Annotated in this window: 26 protein-coding genes and 1 pseudogene; 14 read left to right on the plus strand and 13 right to left on the minus strand. The window is 38.0% G+C overall.

Annotation, left to right across the window (positions count from 1 at the left end; all coding sequences use genetic code 11):
- Positions 1 to 1,240: pseudogene (gene ftsH2 / locus A9Y75_RS01805) on the plus strand (ATP-dependent zinc metalloprotease FtsH2); the annotation flags it as partial.
- A gap of 64 nt (positions 1,241 to 1,304) precedes the next feature.
- Here ftsH2 and A9Y75_RS01810 read toward each other — a convergent pair.
- Positions 1,305 to 1,895: a hypothetical protein gene (locus A9Y75_RS01810; protein ID WP_071187677.1), complete on the minus strand. Its 591-nt coding sequence runs from the start codon at positions 1,893 to 1,895 to the stop codon at positions 1,305 to 1,307.
- Between the two features lie 279 nt (positions 1,896 to 2,174).
- Between A9Y75_RS01810 and A9Y75_RS01815 the strand changes: the two genes are divergently transcribed.
- Entirely contained in the window at positions 2,175 to 2,558 is a 384-nt protein-coding gene (locus A9Y75_RS01815) for a hypothetical protein (protein ID WP_071187678.1), read from the plus strand.
- A 193-nt stretch (positions 2,559 to 2,751) separates the two neighbouring features.
- Here the strand turns inward: A9Y75_RS01815 and A9Y75_RS01820 are convergent, their stop codons facing one another.
- Entirely contained in the window at positions 2,752 to 4,017 is a 1,266-nt protein-coding gene (locus tag A9Y75_RS01820) for a lipid-A-disaccharide synthase (RefSeq protein ID WP_071187681.1), read from the minus strand.
- Between the two features lie 295 nt (positions 4,018 to 4,312).
- Between A9Y75_RS01820 and A9Y75_RS28110 the strand changes: the two genes are divergently transcribed.
- Positions 4,313 to 4,459 carry a hypothetical protein gene (locus A9Y75_RS28110; protein WP_177176060.1) on the plus strand — a complete coding sequence of 49 codons (147 nt, stop codon included), beginning with the start codon at positions 4,313 to 4,315 and terminating at the stop codon, positions 4,457 to 4,459.
- A gap of 181 nt (positions 4,460 to 4,640) precedes the next feature.
- Here A9Y75_RS28110 and A9Y75_RS30350 read toward each other — a convergent pair whose 3' ends face one another.
- Both A9Y75_RS30350 and A9Y75_RS01825 read right to left on the minus strand, forming a co-directional pair.
- Positions 4,641 to 4,811: a hypothetical protein gene (locus A9Y75_RS30350; RefSeq protein WP_343232366.1), complete on the minus strand. Its 171-nt coding sequence runs from the start codon at positions 4,809 to 4,811 to the stop codon at positions 4,641 to 4,643.
- Positions 4,812 to 5,249: 438 nt separating this feature from the next.
- Positions 5,250 to 5,825 (minus strand): Uma2 family endonuclease, encoded by a 576-nt coding sequence (locus A9Y75_RS01825; protein ID WP_071187682.1) that lies wholly within the window; start codon positions 5,823 to 5,825, stop codon positions 5,250 to 5,252.
- A 231-nt stretch (positions 5,826 to 6,056) separates the two neighbouring features.
- On the opposite strand from A9Y75_RS01825, the gene A9Y75_RS01830 reads away from it, so the two are divergent.
- From A9Y75_RS01830 to A9Y75_RS01855, 6 genes are all read left to right on the plus strand, one after another.
- Positions 6,057 to 6,290, plus strand: coding sequence for a hypothetical protein (locus A9Y75_RS01830; protein ID WP_071187683.1), 234 nt, complete (start codon positions 6,057 to 6,059; stop codon positions 6,288 to 6,290).
- A gap of 6 nt (positions 6,291 to 6,296) precedes the next feature.
- Positions 6,297 to 6,695 (plus strand): PIN domain-containing protein, encoded by a 399-nt coding sequence (locus A9Y75_RS01835; RefSeq protein ID WP_071187684.1) that lies wholly within the window; start codon positions 6,297 to 6,299, stop codon positions 6,693 to 6,695.
- Positions 6,696 to 6,848: 153 nt separating this feature from the next.
- Positions 6,849 to 7,100 (plus strand): hypothetical protein, encoded by a 252-nt coding sequence (locus A9Y75_RS01840; RefSeq protein WP_071187686.1) that lies wholly within the window; start codon positions 6,849 to 6,851, stop codon positions 7,098 to 7,100.
- The gene (locus tag A9Y75_RS01845) at positions 7,081 to 7,341 is read left to right on the plus strand and encodes a Txe/YoeB family addiction module toxin (protein ID WP_071187688.1); all 261 of its coding nucleotides are present in this window, start codon (positions 7,081 to 7,083) and stop codon (positions 7,339 to 7,341) included. Before A9Y75_RS01840 ends, A9Y75_RS01845 begins: the two co-directional genes overlap by 20 nt.
- Before the next feature lie 248 nt (positions 7,342 to 7,589).
- Complete coding sequence (locus A9Y75_RS01850) at positions 7,590 to 7,832, plus strand: transcriptional regulator (RefSeq protein ID WP_071187693.1); 243 nt, start codon at positions 7,590 to 7,592, stop codon at positions 7,830 to 7,832.
- Between the two features lie 5 nt (positions 7,833 to 7,837).
- The gene (locus A9Y75_RS01855; protein ID WP_071187700.1) at positions 7,838 to 8,167 is read left to right on the plus strand and encodes a type II toxin-antitoxin system RelE/ParE family toxin; all 330 of its coding nucleotides are present in this window, start codon (positions 7,838 to 7,840) and stop codon (positions 8,165 to 8,167) included.
- An 89-nt stretch (positions 8,168 to 8,256) separates the two neighbouring features.
- On the opposite strand, the gene A9Y75_RS01860 is transcribed toward A9Y75_RS01855, so the two are convergent.
- Both A9Y75_RS01860 and A9Y75_RS01865 read right to left on the minus strand, forming a co-directional pair.
- Positions 8,257 to 8,472: an antitoxin gene (locus A9Y75_RS01860; protein WP_071187701.1), complete on the minus strand. Its 216-nt coding sequence runs from the start codon at positions 8,470 to 8,472 to the stop codon at positions 8,257 to 8,259.
- Positions 8,469 to 8,759, minus strand: coding sequence for a BrnT family toxin (locus A9Y75_RS01865; RefSeq protein WP_071187702.1), 291 nt, complete (start codon positions 8,757 to 8,759; stop codon positions 8,469 to 8,471). The genes A9Y75_RS01860 and A9Y75_RS01865 overlap by 4 nt, the downstream gene beginning before the upstream one ends.
- 48 nt (positions 8,760 to 8,807) lie before the next feature.
- Between A9Y75_RS01865 and A9Y75_RS28115 the strand changes: the two genes are divergently transcribed.
- Positions 8,808 to 8,954 (plus strand): hypothetical protein, encoded by a 147-nt coding sequence (locus A9Y75_RS28115; RefSeq protein WP_177176072.1) that lies wholly within the window; start codon positions 8,808 to 8,810, stop codon positions 8,952 to 8,954.
- A 44-nt stretch (positions 8,955 to 8,998) separates the two neighbouring features.
- Here the strand turns inward: A9Y75_RS28115 and A9Y75_RS01870 are convergent, their stop codons facing one another.
- Together A9Y75_RS01870 and A9Y75_RS01875 are read right to left on the minus strand one after the other, a co-directional pair.
- Positions 8,999 to 9,418, minus strand: a complete 420-nt coding sequence (locus A9Y75_RS01870) for a hypothetical protein (protein WP_071187703.1) — start codon at positions 9,416 to 9,418, stop codon at positions 8,999 to 9,001.
- 1 nt (position 9,419) lies between these two features.
- Entirely contained in the window at positions 9,420 to 9,671 is a 252-nt protein-coding gene (locus A9Y75_RS01875; protein WP_071188786.1) for a hypothetical protein, read from the minus strand.
- A gap of 15 nt (positions 9,672 to 9,686) precedes the next feature.
- On the opposite strand from A9Y75_RS01875, the gene A9Y75_RS27140 reads away from it, so the two are divergent.
- The gene (locus A9Y75_RS27140; RefSeq protein WP_143046340.1) at positions 9,687 to 9,893 is read left to right on the plus strand and encodes a hypothetical protein; all 207 of its coding nucleotides are present in this window, start codon (positions 9,687 to 9,689) and stop codon (positions 9,891 to 9,893) included.
- Here the strand turns inward: A9Y75_RS27140 and A9Y75_RS01880 are convergent.
- The 3 genes from A9Y75_RS01880 to A9Y75_RS28120 all read right to left on the minus strand — a co-directional run bounded on the left by A9Y75_RS01880 (position 9,888) and on the right by A9Y75_RS28120 (position 10,933).
- Positions 9,888 to 10,286, minus strand: a complete 399-nt coding sequence (locus tag A9Y75_RS01880; protein ID WP_071187704.1) for a type II toxin-antitoxin system VapC family toxin — start codon at positions 10,284 to 10,286, stop codon at positions 9,888 to 9,890. The two genes, A9Y75_RS27140 and A9Y75_RS01880, sit on opposite strands and share 6 nt — an antisense overlap.
- 4 nt (positions 10,287 to 10,290) lie before the next feature.
- Entirely contained in the window at positions 10,291 to 10,587 is a 297-nt protein-coding gene (locus A9Y75_RS01885; protein ID WP_071187705.1) for a hypothetical protein, read from the minus strand.
- Positions 10,588 to 10,783: 196 nt separating this feature from the next.
- Positions 10,784 to 10,933 (minus strand): hypothetical protein, encoded by a 150-nt coding sequence (locus tag A9Y75_RS28120; protein ID WP_177176073.1) that lies wholly within the window; start codon positions 10,931 to 10,933, stop codon positions 10,784 to 10,786.
- A gap of 183 nt (positions 10,934 to 11,116) precedes the next feature.
- Here A9Y75_RS28120 and A9Y75_RS01890 point away from each other — a divergent pair, with 183 nt between their 5' ends.
- Positions 11,117 to 11,356 carry a type II toxin-antitoxin system HicB family antitoxin gene (locus tag A9Y75_RS01890; protein WP_071187707.1) on the plus strand — a complete coding sequence of 80 codons (240 nt, stop codon included), beginning with the start codon at positions 11,117 to 11,119 and terminating at the stop codon, positions 11,354 to 11,356.
- Positions 11,353 to 11,583, plus strand: a complete 231-nt coding sequence (locus A9Y75_RS01895; RefSeq protein WP_071187708.1) for a type II toxin-antitoxin system HicA family toxin — start codon at positions 11,353 to 11,355, stop codon at positions 11,581 to 11,583. Before A9Y75_RS01890 ends, A9Y75_RS01895 begins: the two co-directional genes overlap by 4 nt.
- A 607-nt stretch (positions 11,584 to 12,190) precedes the next feature.
- Here the strand turns inward: A9Y75_RS01895 and A9Y75_RS01900 are convergent.
- On the minus strand, positions 12,191 to 12,664 hold the full coding sequence (locus A9Y75_RS01900) for a hypothetical protein (protein WP_177176074.1): 474 nt from the start codon (positions 12,662 to 12,664) through the stop codon (positions 12,191 to 12,193).
- A gap of 256 nt (positions 12,665 to 12,920) precedes the next feature.
- Positions 12,921 to 13,235 carry a hypothetical protein gene (locus tag A9Y75_RS01905; protein WP_071187711.1) on the minus strand — a complete coding sequence of 105 codons (315 nt, stop codon included), beginning with the start codon at positions 13,233 to 13,235 and terminating at the stop codon, positions 12,921 to 12,923.
- Positions 13,236 to 13,695: 460 nt separating this feature from the next.
- Between A9Y75_RS01905 and A9Y75_RS01910 the strand changes: the two genes are divergently transcribed.
- Positions 13,696 to 17,682: a magnesium chelatase subunit H gene (locus tag A9Y75_RS01910; protein WP_071187712.1), complete on the plus strand. Its 3,987-nt coding sequence runs from the start codon at positions 13,696 to 13,698 to the stop codon at positions 17,680 to 17,682.
- Positions 17,683 to 17,756 lie beyond the last annotated feature (74 nt).

Raw genomic sequence — 17,756 nt, forward strand, 5'->3', positions numbered from 1 at the left:
TGGTAAAACTTTACTAGCAAAAGCGATCGCAGGAGAAGCTGCTGTCCCATTCTTTAGTATTTCCGGTTCCGAATTCGTGGAAATGTTTGTGGGTGTGGGTGCTTCCCGTGTCCGCGACTTGTTCAAGAAAGCTAAAGAAAACGCTCCTTGTATCATCTTTATTGATGAAATCGATGCTGTAGGTCGTCAACGGGGTGCAGGTATCGGTGGTGGTAACGACGAGAGAGAACAAACTTTAAACCAGCTATTAACCGAAATGGATGGTTTTGAAGGTAACACAGGCATTATTATTATTGCTGCTACCAACCGTCCTGATGTTTTAGACTCCGCACTTTTACGTCCCGGTCGTTTTGACAGACAAGTAACTGTTGACGCACCTGATATAAAAGGACGTTTGGAGATATTAGAAGTTCATGCGCGGAATAAGAAATTAGATGCTAGTGTGTCCTTGGATGCGATCGCACGTCGCACACCTGGATTCACCGGCGCAGACTTAGCTAACCTCCTCAACGAAGCCGCTATTCTCACCGCTAGAAGACGCAAAGAAGCGATTACCATTCTAGAAATTGATGATGCAGTAGATCGAGTTGTCGCTGGAATGGAAGGTACAGCCTTGGTAGACAGCAAAAATAAACGCCTCATTGCTTACCATGAAGTCGGACACGCTTTGGTGGGTACGTTAATTAAAGAGCATGACCCAGTACAAAAAGTTACCCTCATTCCCAGAGGACAAGCGCTGGGATTAACTTGGTTTACGCCCAATGAAGAACAAGGACTAATTTCTCGTTCTCAAATCCTAGCGCGGATTCTCGCAGCTTTGGGCGGTCGTGCTGCTGAGGAAATTGTTTTTGGTAAGGCGGAAGTAACCACAGGTGCTGGAAATGACTTACAACAAGTCACAAATATGGCACGACAAATGGTGACGCGGTTTGGGATGTCGGAATTAGGACTGGTTTCCTTGGAAAGTCCAAATCAGGAAGTATTCTTGGGGCGTGACTGGGGGAATAAATCAGAATATTCTGAGGAAATAGCCGCTAAAATTGATGCTCAAGTTCGGGTAATTGTTAACAATTGCTACATCAAAACCAAAGAAATTTTACAAGAAAACCGTCTTGTTTTAGAGCGTTTAGTTGATTTGTTAGCGGAACAGGAAACCATTGATGGAGATTTATTCCGCAAAATTGTAGAGGAAAATAGCCAGGTTCAGATGAGAGATGAAAAGTTAGTAGTTTCTCATTAGGAATTGATTAAAAGTCAATGGTCTATTTTTGTAGACTATTGACTTTTTTGATAAGTTTAATAATTTAAAAAGACTGCTCCAGAACCTTTTTAAATGGTGGATTGATATTGTAATTAGCTGTAACTTTATCTCGCACCATAACTTCAATAACTGTATAGGCAAGATCACGAAAAAATGCTCTGGAAGAGCCGATTTCACCAAATGTACCCCATTTAAAGGCAATTTCGCCCGAACCCAATATTTTGCTAATTCCTGGTTCTTGGAGTTTTGATTTTGAGCCTTCCAAGACACTATTTGCATATTCTTCTGGTATCCCAACTCTCACTGTATCTAATGATGACGCAAGGGAAGATTTAACTTCCCGTTCAACGTCAGTTGAAACAGCAACTTTTAACAATAACTTACCCGAATCATTAGGAGAAAACATAGCACCTAAACAGCCATATAAAAACCTAGCTCCTAAAGGTACTAATATCTCAATCATGACTTCTTTTGCAGAAAATGAACTAATGTTGGCATTTTCATCTATAACTTCTATCCTTTCTTCTAATACAGGATAAAAAACAGGACTCTGTGAATAACCAGGAAAATAAAATCCTTCATTATTCCAAATCCGAGCTTTTCCTGAAAACCCTAAATCTAATACTTTGCTCATTAGTTCATCTCCCAGGCTTTTCGCCAATTTCTGTTAAAATCGTCTGGGTAAGCCTTGATTACTTCTGGATGATATAAACTGTATGGTGATACACCATAATAATCTATAGCCACAGGATGTGTTTATTGTCTAAGTATAGATATAAAATCAGACTATGTAAATATGCAAAATCAGCAATTAAATCGAATTATGTCAGCTTGGAGATAAAAATTTTCTCAATAGTGTCATCTAGGAGCAAATTAAAGCTAAAATAGAATATTGCAGCATTAAACCGCGCCTATGTTTGATATATTGCCCTTTAGATTTGAATTGGATAAAATTGCGATCGCAGGAGCTTGTGTGTGGTCTTTGGCACTGTATATCGGTTTTGCCTCAACCAGGGAATGGGTGACACAGCAATTGGATAGGTGGTTTAATTTTGCAGAACGCTTTCTCTACACCAGTCAATCGGAATTTGAAAAAACACGTAAAGCCAGAGAATCGCAAAATGCTTTTTACGCTTCACTTTTTAGCATTGTGCCTTTCATAATATTTGGTGCTTTATGTAACTGGGGTTTGGAAATCAGTTTAGGTGATAGCTGGGGAATTAGCACCGGCATACTTGCTTGTATGGGTACAGGTATTTTTGAACTAGGACGCAGAGATGGGGAATCTTCCGATTAAATATCATAATCGGCGTTGCATAATTGAAGTATGAATTTATCCTCACGCAAAGGCGCAAAGGTAAGGGGTTTAAAAATTAAAGTAAGAGAATTTCATACCTGAATTCAGCAACGCCTCATAATCATAGTCCCCTCATCGCTTGCGGGGAGGGGGTTCTTGTACCTCACTCAACCGAGAACCGCTATATACATCTTCAAAAACTTTCTATTTCTTGTTTTACCAAAGTAGCTAACTTTTGTGCTGCACCACTTTCACCCCTAACACTGCGAAGTTTATCTCGCATAGCTGCCAATTTTTCGGGATTTTCTAAAAAGTCTAATACCATTTCTCCAACTTCCGAGGGTTGGAGTTTACCCAAAAGTTCTGGTACTATTTCTTCTTGCGCCCAAATATTTGGCCATGCTAATAAACCTATCCGTTTGATAAACAACCAATTAATCAATTTGGCAAAATTTGTACCCACTCCTGGTAAATTAGCTAACAACCCTGGTAAACCATCCCAAGAACGCATAGAATCCATTTGTTGAGTAGGCAATAAAACAATCATTGGTACACCTAAAGCACCAATTTCAGCCGTGTTTGCACCGACTGTAGTTAAGCAAATACTGCACTGAGATAATAATTCATAAGCTGGATTTTCTTGCCACAATTCGATAGTTAATCCTGTTTCTGTTTTCAATATTGGTTTATCTGTTTCTGGAATAATTAAGGACGCATTATTAGCACCAAAAGTTTGCATAAAATGGTTTTTTTGGGAATCGCCAAAATTCGCTAAAGTTTGTAAATTCAAAGTTGGGGCAACAGGAATAACAAACTTTGTTTGAGGTCTTTTGATGTGGATATATTCAGCAATAGCTAAAGTTAAGGGTACACCTTGGGTCAATTTCGCGGCTTTTGAACCTGGCAAAATCCCAATCATTTCTATTTGGGGTTGGGGATTTAGAATTTGGGATTTTATCTCATCTTCTGCAGCTGCTTCTAACATTAAATCACCAACAACGGCAAATTTATGAGCATATTTAGGAGAGGCATTTTCTACAACTTTCGCTTTCATTACCCCAAACCTATCTATTAAATTGTGCCAACGTGCTTCCCATTCTGCGTAAACTACGGTTTTATATGCTAATTTTTTACCAATAATAACGGGGAAAATTTGATCTCCACCCAGAAATACCACTACACCGTTATTTCTCCAATCCCAATTTTCGGCGGTTTTTCCCCATAATAAAAACTGCCAAAAATGTTCTGCTGTTTGGACTCTATCAACCTCTGGGTAACCCAACGCTATAGCAGCTTCTTTGCCACTAGCATGGGGACAAGGTGATAATATTACAGAAATTCTCACTTGTGAACGGTGATTTCCTAGTTGTTGTCTTAGTGCTTTGACAACGGGACGCACCCAAGTTGTAATTTCCCCTGGACCATTGGAGAGAATAAGAATATCTATCGGTGGAGTCATTTAATTATTACCTAATTTAGAGGACAATAAATAGATTGTGATGTGGGTTTTTTTTGGTGTTTCTTAATCAAGGTATGTAATTCAAAAATGCGTAAAAATTCTGAAACATCCTCTCAAAATCTCAATTGGATATAGGAATATAGGATTTAAAGTTTTGTATCATAGTTAATCAAATTAATAATAAAATTAAATAACGATGTATCATAGTAGTTAGTAGCGATAAATGTGCAATGCTTTCTTTGCTGTTGTCAAAGTATACCAAGTAAGCTACATCTTGATTTACTGATAGCAGAATATGGAAGCTTTGACAAGTAAACATAGCTGGGTAATACCGATGTCTAAGGAAAAAAAAGGTAATAAAGAAGCCAAAAAGCCTAAAAAAGATCCCAAGGACAAAAAGGAGAAAAAAGACCCAAACAGATATGATGGTTTAAGTAAATAACTGTTACCAACAGTAAATTCAAAAGAATTCCTTGTACCGTACAAGATGGGCTTAAGGCTCTTAACTTCTAACAGATTAATGGAATTGTCCATGTAGATAGATGGATAATTCCATTTGATTTTTTAAAGTAAATATTAAACTTTTAGCTATCTGTTGTTAGTGTATATTTATGATTTCATCATCATAACCAATTTTCTAAATTTACCCCTTCAATTCTTAATAAATCAGAATTATTAGAAACTAGAATTAAATCGTGGGTAATGGCTGTAGCTGCTATTAAAACATCAGCATTCCAACTTATTCCTAGAGTGCGATTCCTACGTAGCGCTTCTCTTCGAGTCCCGTTAGGGATAGGCTATGGCAGATGGAAATACAGATTTAATTGTTACTTTCTATCAACGATAACTTACGTTTATTTTCCATACATTCACGCAAATAAAGATTAATTAAATTCAAATAGTTCTTGTTGATAGTCGGTTAATTGTTCTTGCATAATGTTTACTCTGTTTGTGGTTTGGAAAAATCTAATTCTTATTTATATTATATCGTTCAATAAATTAATTTTTTAATACTCATTCTCAAACAGCGATTCCTGGGTCGCGGTTCGCGATCGCTCACAACCCCAATTTTAAACAAACTGCTTGCAGTAGCGCTTCGCTATCGCACACAACTACCCTTAATACTCATTCTCAAACAGCGATTCCTGGGTCGCGGTTCGCGATCGCTCACAACCCCAATTTTAAACAAACTGCTTGCAGTAGCGCTTCGCTATCGCACACAACCCCTAATTTTACCAAATCATCCCCAAATTCAAAACAAAACCCTTTAAAACATCTTCCCCTGAAACCGTAGCAGGAGAATTCAAAACCTCAACCTCTTTTCCTGGTCTATAAATTTCAACTTGACGAGATTTCCGATTAATTAATATACCCAAACGCACACCATTATCTATATATTCCTTCATCTTTTCCTGTGTAGTCTTCAAACTATCACTAGGAGAAAGTAACTCAATTACAAAATCAGGACAAATAGGAGGAAACTTTTGTTTTTCTTCATCAGTTAAAGCATCCCATCTTTCTAACTTTATCCAAGCAGCATCAGGAGAACGATCTGCACCATTTGGTAACTTAAAACAAGTGGAAGAATCAAAAGCTATCCCAGTACCATCAGTATCAGTCCAATTCATTACTTGTTGAGTGATTCTCGCATTTTTATTTCCCGTTTCTCCTCCCGTTGGTGGCATAATTATTAATTCCCCATTTGCAGTACGTTCAAATCTTAAATCACGGTTTGCTTGACATAGTTTAAAAAACTGGTCATCAGTCATTTTTATTACTGAATCTAAATTGACAGTTAAAGCATTCATTGTCATATCCTCATTGAATGTTCAGGGAGAAAATTTAACTATCTCATATCCTATTATATATTATTAGTTACCAATTAATAGCAACTACCCCATAAGCGATTCCTGGGTCGCGCTGAGTGCAAGGCACTCCCGTCAGGGATACGCTATCGCACTTGTGTTATTTCTGAATATCTATGGTGTATAGTTAAGTTAAAGTAAGAACATAAGAAAAATTCAATAATGGCAAAAACTATGTTGCAAGCAATTGAAGGTATTTACAAATACGGTAAAGTAGAATTAAGAGAATTACCAAAAGATATTTCAGAAAGTCTTGTTATAGTTACTTTTTTAAAGTCTGACAAACTTCCACAAAAAAAACAAATAATGCAGTTTGGTATGTTTTCTGGAAATCAGCCGTCAACGGAAGCAGATTTTGAAATTGCTGAATTTCATGGAGATAGTGAAGATAGCTTAGACTGGTCATAACTAATTATGAAATATGTCTTAGATACTCATGCTCTGATATGGTTTCTCGAAGGTAATTTCAAGTTAGGTGCAAATGCTAAAACTATCCTTTGTGATGGTAATTCGCAGTTAGTTATTCCTGCAACTACTTTAGCTGAGGCTGTTTGGATTGTGGAAAGAGGTAGAACATCTATTCCTACTCCTAAAGATGTTATTTTAGCCGTAGAATCAGATCCGCGTGTGGTAATTTATCCACTTGATCAAGAGGTAATTGAAATGACCATGAGTTTATTTGCTATTAATGAAATGCACGATAGACAAATTGCGGCAACTGCGTTAGTTTTAGCAAGTAAAGGCGAAGTTGTGCAGTTATTGACCTGTGATCAAAATATCACTGCTTCAGATTTGGTTAATGTTGTTTGGTAGTTTGTAGATAAAAGTAAGCGATACCTTCCGTCAGCATTTTGCGATTCCTACGGAGCGCTGAGTGCAAGGCACTCCCGTCAGGGATACGCTATCGCACACAACCCCCTAATTTTAATGTTATGATAAGAAGAAAGAAGGAACTCAATATAAACTATGATTACTGGAATTAAACAAAAGGCGACTGTTGGTAAAAATGGCAAGATTGAATTACCTACAACTGAGTTCCCAGAGGGAACAATTGTAGAGGTAATTGTGTTAGTTGATCAAGAAACTGTAGAAGATGAAACAACTTATCTTTTAAAGTCGGAATCTAATAAAAAGCATTTACTAAAAGCCATAAAAAATGTAGCACAAGGAAATTTAATTTATGTTGATTTAGATGAATATGAAAAAAGTAGCATTTGAACCAAAAGCTTTTGAAGAATTGGGACAATGGGGAACAGAAGATAAAAAAGTCTTTAAAAAAATATTGTCACTCATTAAAGATATCCAAAGAGAACCATTTTCAGGTATAGGAAAACCAGAACCATTAAAATATGAATTACAAGGTTACTGGTCTAGGAGAATTACCGATGAACATAGGTTGGTTTATAAAGTTGAAGAAGATTTATTAATTATCATTTCCTGTAAATATCATTATGATTGATATAAATACGATTCCTGCGGAGCGCTTCGGTATCGCAATTCCAACTTATTCCTAAACAGCGATTCCTACGGAGCGCTGAGTGCAAGGCACTCCCGTCAGGGATACGCTATCGCACACAACCCCCTAATTTTAAACGATTCCTAGGTCGCGCTTCGCTATCGCACACAACCACCCTAATTTCGCCTAAATTCATAACCAGAATAAAAAATGATAAGATACTAATAAGATTTTATTCATATTAGAAACTTATGAATGTGAGTTTTCCGATACCAAAAGAACTTGAGTCTTATCTTGAGGTTCAGCTTCAATCTGGCAATTATGCTACTGTGGCGGACTATTTTTTGATGTTATTGCAGCAAGATCAACGGCGTAAGGATGCTCAAGCAAAATTAGCTAGTTTGTTACAAGAAGGTTTGGAATCAGAAGCAGAACCTGTAACTCCTGAATATTGGCAAGATTTGCGCCGATCAATCTTTGGTAAGGTGCAGTAGTGAGTATGGCTTTTCAGGTAATTGTTCGCAATCGTGCTACTCAAGATATCAGACAACAAGCAAATTATATTTTGGTGAATGGTAATCGGGAATCAGGGGAAAAGTTTTTGGAGTTTGTTGAGTCGGCTTTTGCTCAATTGGCAATAACTCCCAATATGGGTAAGGTTGTATCGTCTTTGTCTGACATGGGAACAATTCGTCAGTGGCGCATTAAGAATTTTAAGGACTATTTGATTTTTTATAAGGTTCAAGAGGAACAAGTAGAGGTTCTACGGGTTTTGCATGGGGCGAGAGATTTAGAGGATCTCTTGCCATTCTTAGATGAGGAAGTTTAATTTTTTGATTACTAGGTCGCGCTTCGCTATCGCACACAACTACCCTAATTTTCGGCGATCGCTCTCCCAACCAACATCCTAAACAGCGATTAATTGTTACTTTCCATTAACGATAATTTGCGTTTATTTTCCATACATTCACGCAAATAAAGATTAATTAAATTCAAATAAGAAATACCTGTTTCTTGAGCTATTTCTTCAAAGTATTGAATAACATCCTTTTCTAAATCAATAGTAACTTGTTCTTTTAACTGTTGAGAATAGGGGTTTTTAACGGATTTAGAAAAATCATAATTTTCTTTCATAGGAACTCCTGATATTGTTTTTGTTCTAGTTTATTTGCTTTTCTGGCTGAAATAATCCTAATTATTGAATCATTTTCTCGATAACAATGACAAACAACTAAAAGGCGATAATAAACACTGATTCCTAATAAAATAAATCTATCTTCATTTTGAGAATGATCAGGATCATAAATTAAACGAGCATTATCATCAATAAAGGCAGATTTTGCTTCTTCAAAAGAAATTCCATGTTTTTGAATATTACTCTCGGCTTTTTGTGCATCCCAAGTAAATCGTAACTCATTCATTATTGTACTAAATTTTTAATTTGTATTCCTAAAATTTACATTATGATTATGTCACAAGTTACGTATTATTCAGGCGATCGCACTAGGTTTTGGTATACGCGATCGCTCACAACCCTAATTTTAAACGATCGCACCCCAACATTCCCAAACAGCGATTCCTACGGAGCGCTTCGCTATCGCTCACAACCACCCTAATTTTAGACGATTACTAGGTCGCGCTTCGCTATCGCTATCGTACTTTATTTCTGGATTGGACAAACCTCAAAAGCCAATTCGTGGCGATAAAAACATACATTAAATTCTGCAAAAAAGTTCATGTGACCTAAAATGACAGGTACATCTGTTGATTGAGTCCACGCAAAGGCAAGTAAAACAGGTGCAAAATTGGTTACTGTCCCAGTTAAAACTAGCCCTCGTGACTCACTATGAGCGAGATTTCCACTAAGTGGAATTTGAAGGGTTTGACTTTCCCAGACTGCTCCTAACTGTAATCCAATTTCGTAGGGTAAGACATTAACACTAGCGCCCGTGTCCAATAGAGCCATAACTTCTATTGAACGTTTTCCATTAGTCAAGATTAGCGGCAAGTATGGCAAGATGCTAGAACGACCAGAACTGTCAGTGCGTTCTGTAAATAAAAAGCGATGACCACCAAGCATTTTATACTCCCTGTGCCTCTACCAAAAGCCCAGACAAGGCTTGAACAGCTTCATTATCTGCTTGAGGTGACCATACAACTGCCTCAGTAACTGTTAGTTGCTTCATCAGCATATTCTCATGATGCTCATTACTTGCGGTATCTAGGCTACACCCTTCCTCTTTAGCTACTGCAAGCAAAAGAAAGTGTATAAGTCTGAGCTTATCTTGATGTGTTAGTTGACTAACAGTTGGTAGAAGTTCGCTAAGAGGCATATTAAACATCAGGTTTTGCTATCTGATTTGGATCATAACATCTTCTTAAATTTAGCCACATTGAGTAGCTATTTAGATATCGCTCACAACCCCCTAATTTTAAACGATCGCACCCCACATCCCCAAACAGCGATCGCTCACAACCACCGCAATTTTAAACGAACTGCTTGCAGCAGCGCTTCGCTATCGCACTCCCAATTTATTCCTAAATTTTTATCATAACCAATTTTCTAATTTAAGTCCTTCAATTCTTAATAAATCAGAATCATTAGAAACGAGAATTAAATCGCGGACAATTGCTGTAGCTGCTATTAAAACATCAGCATCTTGGATAGGAGTACCTTTGGCTTTTAATTTTGCATGAATTTCACAGGATTTTTCAATAATTTCTAAATCATCTAAAAATAATACAGGATAATCATTACAAAATCCATGAAAATCTACCAATTGTTTAGTAGCATTGAGAGATATTAAACCTCTTTTAATTTCATAGTAGGTTATACAACTAATAAATATTTCTGCACCGAGAAAGCTTAACTCTCTCAATTTATTATTTATAGTTGTATTTTTCTTTAACGCATAACTAACAATATTCGAGTCTAGTAAATAATTCACGGTTTTATTTTCTGGCTACTGCTGCATCAAAAATCGCTATTTCTTCTGGTGTTAAATCATTTAATGTTCCAGCAACAGCTTCTAATGTTAATATTTTACTAATTCTTCTGGTTAAATCATGTTCTTTAATTGCTCTCATTTCTTCTGGTGAAAATCTGCTAAATAATTCTATCAACATTTCAGTCATTTCATATTGATCTAATTTCACCATGTAGAAACTACTACCACGAAATAGTTTATCTACAACATGAGAAATGCGTTCTGTTAGTTCTTGTTGATAGTCGGTTAATTGTTCTTGCATGATGTTTACTCTATTTATGTTTTGGAAAATCCAATTATTATTATTTATATTATATCGTTCAATAAATTAATTTTTTAATACTCATTCCCAAATAGCGATTCCTACGGAGCGCTTCGCTATCGCTCACAACTACCTCAATTTTCGGCGATCGCTCTCCCAACTTATACCTAAATAGCGATCGCACACAACCCCAATTTTAAACAATCGCACCCCACAAACCCAAACAGCGATCGCTCACAACCACCCCAATTTTAAACGATCGCTCTCCCAACATCCCCAAACAGCGATCGCTCACAACCCCAATTTTAAACGATCGCACCCCAACATCCCCAAATAGCGATCGCACACAACCACCCCAATTTTACACGATTCCTACGGAGCGCTTACGCTATCGCACTCCAACATCCCCAAACAGCGATTCCTACTGAGTGCAACGCTTACGCTAATGCACTTCTCCCAAATTCCCCAAACCGTTTATCATGGAATAAATCAACGCTAAAAATCACTAACTCAAAAAACGTAAAGATATATGGATAACAAAAGTAAACAAATTTACAATTACACTGTACTTGTGGAAAAGGAACAAGATGGGGGTTATCATGCCTTTTGTCCTGTTCTCAAAGGTTGTCATTCTCAAGGAGATTCTTTTGAAGAAACAATTGAGAATATTACAGAAGCTATTGAATTATATATTGAAAGTTTAATAGCTGATAATCAACCTGTTCCTAAAGAGGATTTAATTGTTAAGCCATTAAGTATTTTATTATGAGTAATTTACCAAGTATAAAAGCTAAAGATTTTATTAGGGTTATCGAAAATTTGGGTTTTTATTTTGACAGACAAAAAGGTAGTCATGCTATTTACAAGAATACTAATGGTTTAAGAGTTGTTGTTCCAATTCATCAAGGAAAAGACATTAAACCAGGTACTTTAATGGGAATGATTCAAGATATTGGTATTGACAAAGAAACATTTTTTAAATTAGTACAAAAATAAAGCGATCGCACTCCCAACTTATTCCTAAATGATGATCGCACACAACCACCCCAATTTTACACGATTCCTACGGAGCGCTTACGCTATCGCCCTCCCAACATCCCCAAACAGCGATCGCTCACAACCCCCTAATTTTAAACAATCGCACCCCAACATCCCCAAACAGCGATCGCTCACAACCCCCTAATTTTAAAAGATCGCCCTCCCAACATCCCCAAACAGCGATCGCTCACAACCCCCTAATTTTAAAAACACAACCACCCTAATTTTAAACGATCGCTCTCCCAACTTATTCCTAAACAGCGATCGCTCACAACCCCATAATTTTAAACGATCGCCTACTTTTTACTATCACCTATTTTTGATCATTGATTCAGGGATGAACGCGGATTTTTTGTCAGAATCAGGATGTCCAGGATTTGAGGATGTCCAGGATGTTTTATTAATATTTATCTACATTTTCAGAAATTGCGCTAATTCAAATATTCCACAATATCAATACAAATATTATCCTGTTAATCCTTTAATCTTGGATATCCTGATTCTGACAGTTAAATATTAATAGAAAACGGTGCATTACATTTCATTAACGCACCCTACGATATATTTATTTACAATAGTATTTTTTACCTATACTAATACTATAGTTTTGTGCCTTTCTTAATAGTCTCTTAGCTGTATCACTGTCACTAAAACTTTTGCTGATTTTTTCAGCTTGAGCTTCTAAATGTTGATCTATATCAGAATCACTAAATCCTTTGTTTTTGGCTTCACAATAGGATTGAGCATAAGACCTAATATTTTCAGGTTGTTGATCAGCTAAATTTTTTAAACTATTATAATCACTGTCACCTCTAATAACATCTTGATATTCAGATATTATATCAGTGTAAGCTTTTGGAGATGAATTTTCATCAGCAATTTTGGACTCGTTAGAACTACTATTAATGCTAGAATTATTTGGATTATTGGCAGAGGATTCTTGTGTTGAATTTGTATTATCACAGCTAACCAAAAACACTAATATAATCACTAATAGTAGATTATTAAACCATGTTTGAAGATACTTTATGTTAATCATATGTTCTTTATGTAAATATGTGGTTATATGTTGAACGTAAAAACTGCAATGTTAGATTTTTGGAGTATAGAATACATTATCACCATTTTTCTAGGTGGTCAATAATATTAAATTAACTGTAATAACTAGTAGGGTGCGTTACATTTGATTAAAGCACCTTATGAGATAAGCGATCGCACTCCCACATCCCAAAACAGCGATCGCACTCAAATGATAAATAAACACAACAAGTCACACTTTATACTGCTTACAATCCTTAAGGAAAGCAGTGGAGGCATTTATTGATGGCATATTCGGCTATTAAATCGCCTGTTTCAAGATCATAAACTGGCACGGAAAAACCATCAGGGAGACTATGAATTTCAATAACTCCAATGTTAACAAGACCTATAAAGTCTTCTAAATTAGACAATATGAGGTTATGAGATCCTAGAAATTCATCCGAACCCACAAGATGAAGTTCTTGGGTTTTTGGATTTAAGATGTAATCGAATCCTATATCTTGAAATTCTCGGTATATCTTTGAATTTTTTAATTGCCTGCCGTAAAGTCGCTTCATAAGATTATTCATTGTCTTCTCTCTCTTTTCGTTATTACAACGATGTGCAATGTTGGGCAACAAGTGTAGGTCTAACTAGTTATTATACAGAAATATTTTGTATAACACTTTTGTATACAAATATATAGTAAGCATTACAGGCGAGTCTTGTCAATTTATGCAGAAAAATTAAGCTATCGCCCAACTCAAAACCAAAATATCACAATACTATCAGCACTAACGTTTTGTTACATAACAGCATTACTATGTAAACAAAATTTAAAAACAGGTGAGAGAACCTGTACTCTTTGTTAAGATTCATGAATAAATATGTTGTTTTCTATATCATTTTGTGTCAGATATAGGACAAAACCCCCACAGAATCCGAGTTTTCTGCTAAAAAACTCTTATTGCCGAAAATAATTGCAGTTACAAACGGCCATATTAGCCGTGACGAACTTCATGAGAACACGCTTGAAAGGAGCTTATTTGAATGTTTACCCAAGTCAAGTCCACGATTCGACATATTGCACCTGACGATTTACGGGGACGTAAATTAATCAAGGTTGTCTATGTCGTGCTAGAATCCCAATACCAAAGTGCGTTATCACAAGCGGTACGGGAAATTAACGCTAATCATCCCAGCGTAGCCATAGAAATCAGTGGATACTTGATTGAAGAACTACGCAACCCTGAAAACTATGAGGAGTTGAAACGTGATATAGCCAGTGCTAATATATTCATTGCTTCTTTGATTTTTATTGAAGACTTAGCACAGAAAGTAGTTGCCGCAGTCGAACCCCATCGTGATAATCTAGATGTATCGGTTGTCTTCCCCTCCATGCCCGAAGTTATGCGCCTCAATAAAATGGGTAGCTTCTCTTTGGCGCAGTTAGGACAATCCAAGAGCGTGATTGCTAACTTCATGAAAAAGCGCAAAGAGAAATCTGGCGCTGGTTTCCAAGATGGAATGTTGAAGTTGTTGCGGACACTTCCCCAAGTGCTGAAATTCCTACCAATGGAAAAAGCACAAGACGCGAGAAACTTCATGCTCAGTTTTCAGTATTGGCTAGGTGGTTCAGCGGAAAACCTAGAAAACTTCTTGCTGATGCTGGCTGATAAATACGTATTGAAAGGCGCGGAAAAAGAAAGCTTTGCTGCTGCTAAGTATGAAGCACCAGTTGTTTATCCCGACATGGGAATTTGGCATCCTTTAGCGCCGACTATGTTTGAGGATGTGCGAGAATATCTAAACTGGTATGCTGTCCGCAGAGATATTTCTCGAAATCTTAAAGATCCTCTTGCACCATGTGTAGGTTTGGTTTTACAAAGAACTCACCTAGTTACCGGCGATGATGCCCATTATGTGGCAATTGTCCAGGAATTAGAATCATTAGGGGCAAAAGTTCTGCCTGTGTTTGCTGGTGGTTTGGATTTCTCTAAACCAATAGAAGCTTACTTCTATGAACCTACAACTAAATTACAGTTAGTAGATGCGGTAGTTTCTTTAACTGGTTTCGCTTTGGTGGGAGGACCCGCTAGACAAGATCATCCGAAAGCTATTGAAGCCTTAAAACGGTTAAATCGTCCCTACATGGTGGCGTTGCCTTTGGTCTTCCAAACCACCGAAGAATGGCTAGATAGCGATTTGGGGTTACATCCCATTCAAGTGGCTTTACAGATTGCTATACCTGAACTTGACGGGGCAATTGAGCCAATTATCTTATCAGGTAAAGATGGGGCAACAGGGAAAGCGATCGCCCTCCAGGATCGAGTCGAAATAGTCGCCCAAAGAGCATTAAAATGGGCAAAACTCCGCAGCAAACCCAAATTAATCAAAAAAGTCGCCATCACCGTTTTTAGCTTCCCTCCCGACAAAGGTAACGTGGGAACAGCCGCATATTTAGATGTATTCGGTTCTATCCATGAAGTCATGAAAGGACTGAGAAACAACGGTTACGACGTGCAGGACATTCCCGAAACTCCCCAAGAGTTGCTAGAACAAGTCATCCACGACGCACAAGCACAATACAACAGTCCCGAACTCAACATTGCTTACAAAATGTCTGTGCCAGAATATGAAGCACTGACACCATACTCCCAACGCTTAGAAGAAAACTGGGGACCACCACCAGGAAACTTAAACAGCGATGGACAAAATCTGTTAGTCTACGGAAAGCAGTTTGGTAATGTCTTCATCGGTGTACAACCAACATTTGGTTATGAAGGCGACCCCATGCGCTTGTTATTCTCCCGTTCCGCTAGTCCTCACCACGGTTTCGCAGCTTACTACACCTATTTGGAAAAAATTTGGGGCGCTGATGCTGTGTTACACTTTGGTACACATGGCTCATTGGAATTCATGCCCGGTAAGCAAATGGGAATGTCTGGTGATTGTTACCCAGATCAACTAATTGGCTCAATTCCTAACCTGTATTATTACGCAGCCAATAACCCCAGTGAAGCCACAATTGCCAAACGTCGCAGTTACGCCGAAACAATTTCTTACCTGACACCACCTGCGGAAAATGCTGGTTTATACAAAGGTTTGAAGGAACTCAGCGAGTTAATTGCTTCTTACCAAACTTTGAAAGACACGGGACGCGGCGTTTCCATTGTCAATTCCATCATGGATAAATGCCGCATTGTCAACTTAGACAAAGATATTCATTTACCAGAAACCGATTCTAAGGATATGTCTTCGGAAGAACGAGATAATATCGTTGGTAGTGTTTATCGGCGGTTGATGGAGATTGAATCGCGCTTGTTACCTTGTGGACTGCACGTTATCGGTAAACCTCCTACTGCCGAAGAAGCGATCGCAACTTTGGTTAATATTGCTAGTTTAGATCGACAAGAGGAAGAACTGCTAGGTTTACCCGGAATTATTGCTAGAAGTCTGGGACGCAACATTGAAGATATCTACAAAAACAACGATGCCGGAATTTTGGCAGATGTGCAACTATTACAAGATATCACCCTCGCTACCCGTGCGGCTGTGACTGCTTTAGTCCAAGAACAGATTGACGCTGAAGGTAGAGTTATAGCGGTTTCCAAGTTGAATTTCTTCAACATGGGGAGAAAAGAACCTTGGGTGGAATCACTGCATCAATCAGGTTATCCCAAAGTTGACACCTCTGCGTTAAAACCCCTGTTTGAATATTTGGAATTTTGTCTCAAACAAGTTTGTGCAGATAACGAACTGGGTGGACTTCTCCAAGGTTTAGCCGGTGAATATATTTTACCCGGTCCCGGTGGTGATCCTATCCGTAATCCTGACGTATTACCCACAGGTAAAAATATCCACGCCTTAGATCCCCAATCTATCCCCACTTCTGCCGCAGTCCAATCTGCGAAAATCGTCGTTGATAGGTTGTTAGAACGCAACAGGTCGGAAAATGATGGCAACTGGCCGGAAACTATCGCCTGTGTCCTCTGGGGTACAGATAACATCAAAACCTATGGGGAATCCCTCGCCCAAATTATGTGGATGGTGGGAGTGCGTCCGGTTGCTGATGCTTTGGGACGGGTGAACAAGTTGGAATTGATACCTTTGTCAGAATTAGGAAGACCCAGAATTGACGTTGTGATTAACTGTTCTGGTGTATTCCGCGACTTGTTCATTAACCAAATGAACTTGCTGGATCAAGGTGTGAAAATGGCAGCAGAAGCTGATGAACCTTTGGAAATGAACTTTGTCCGTAAGCACGCTTTGAAACAAGCTGAGGAAATGGGCATAAATCTGCGTCAAGCTGCAACTCGCGTTTTCTCTAATGCTTCTGGTTCTTATTCTTCTAATATTAACTTGGCGGTGGAGAATAGCACTTGGGATAGTGAAGCTGAGTTGCAAGAAATGTATTTGAAACGGAAATCTTTCTCTTTCAATTCTGATAATCCTGGTGTTATGGATGAGTCGCGGGAGATTTTTGAAACTACTTTGAAAACTGCTGATGCAACTTTCCAAAACCTTGATTCTTCGGAAATCAGTTTAACAGATGTTTCCCATTATTTTGACTCAGATCCTACTAAGTTAGTGGCAAGTCTGCGTGCAGATGGCAAGAAACCATCTTCTTATATTGCAGATACAACTACAGCGAATGCACAGGTAAGAACTTTATCAGAAACTGTGCGTTTAGATGCGCGGACTAAGTTGTTAAATCCCAAATGGTATGAGGGGATGTTATCTCACGGTTATGAAGGTGTGCGGGAACTTTCTAAGCGGTTGGTAAATACCACTGGTTGGAGTGCGACTGCTGGCGCTGTGGATAACTGGATTTATGAGGACACGAATGAGACTTTCATCAAAGATGAGGAAATGCAAAAGCGTCTCATGAATCTCAATCCTCATTCTTTCCGCAAGATTGTTTCTACTTTGTTGGAAATGAATGGACGCGGTTATTGGGAGACGAGTGAGGAGAATTTAGACAAGTTGAGAGAGTTGTATCAGGAGGTGGAAAATCGGATTGAGGGAATTGAGTAATCCCTAATAATTAATGTAGAGACGTTCCATGGAACGTCTCTACATTTTGGGTGATTTGTTTATTATATTGTGGG

The sequence above is a fragment of the Trichormus sp. NMC-1 genome (genome assembly GCF_001858025.1).
In the GTDB taxonomy this organism is placed as follows: domain Bacteria; phylum Cyanobacteriota; class Cyanobacteriia; order Cyanobacteriales; family Nostocaceae; genus Anabaena.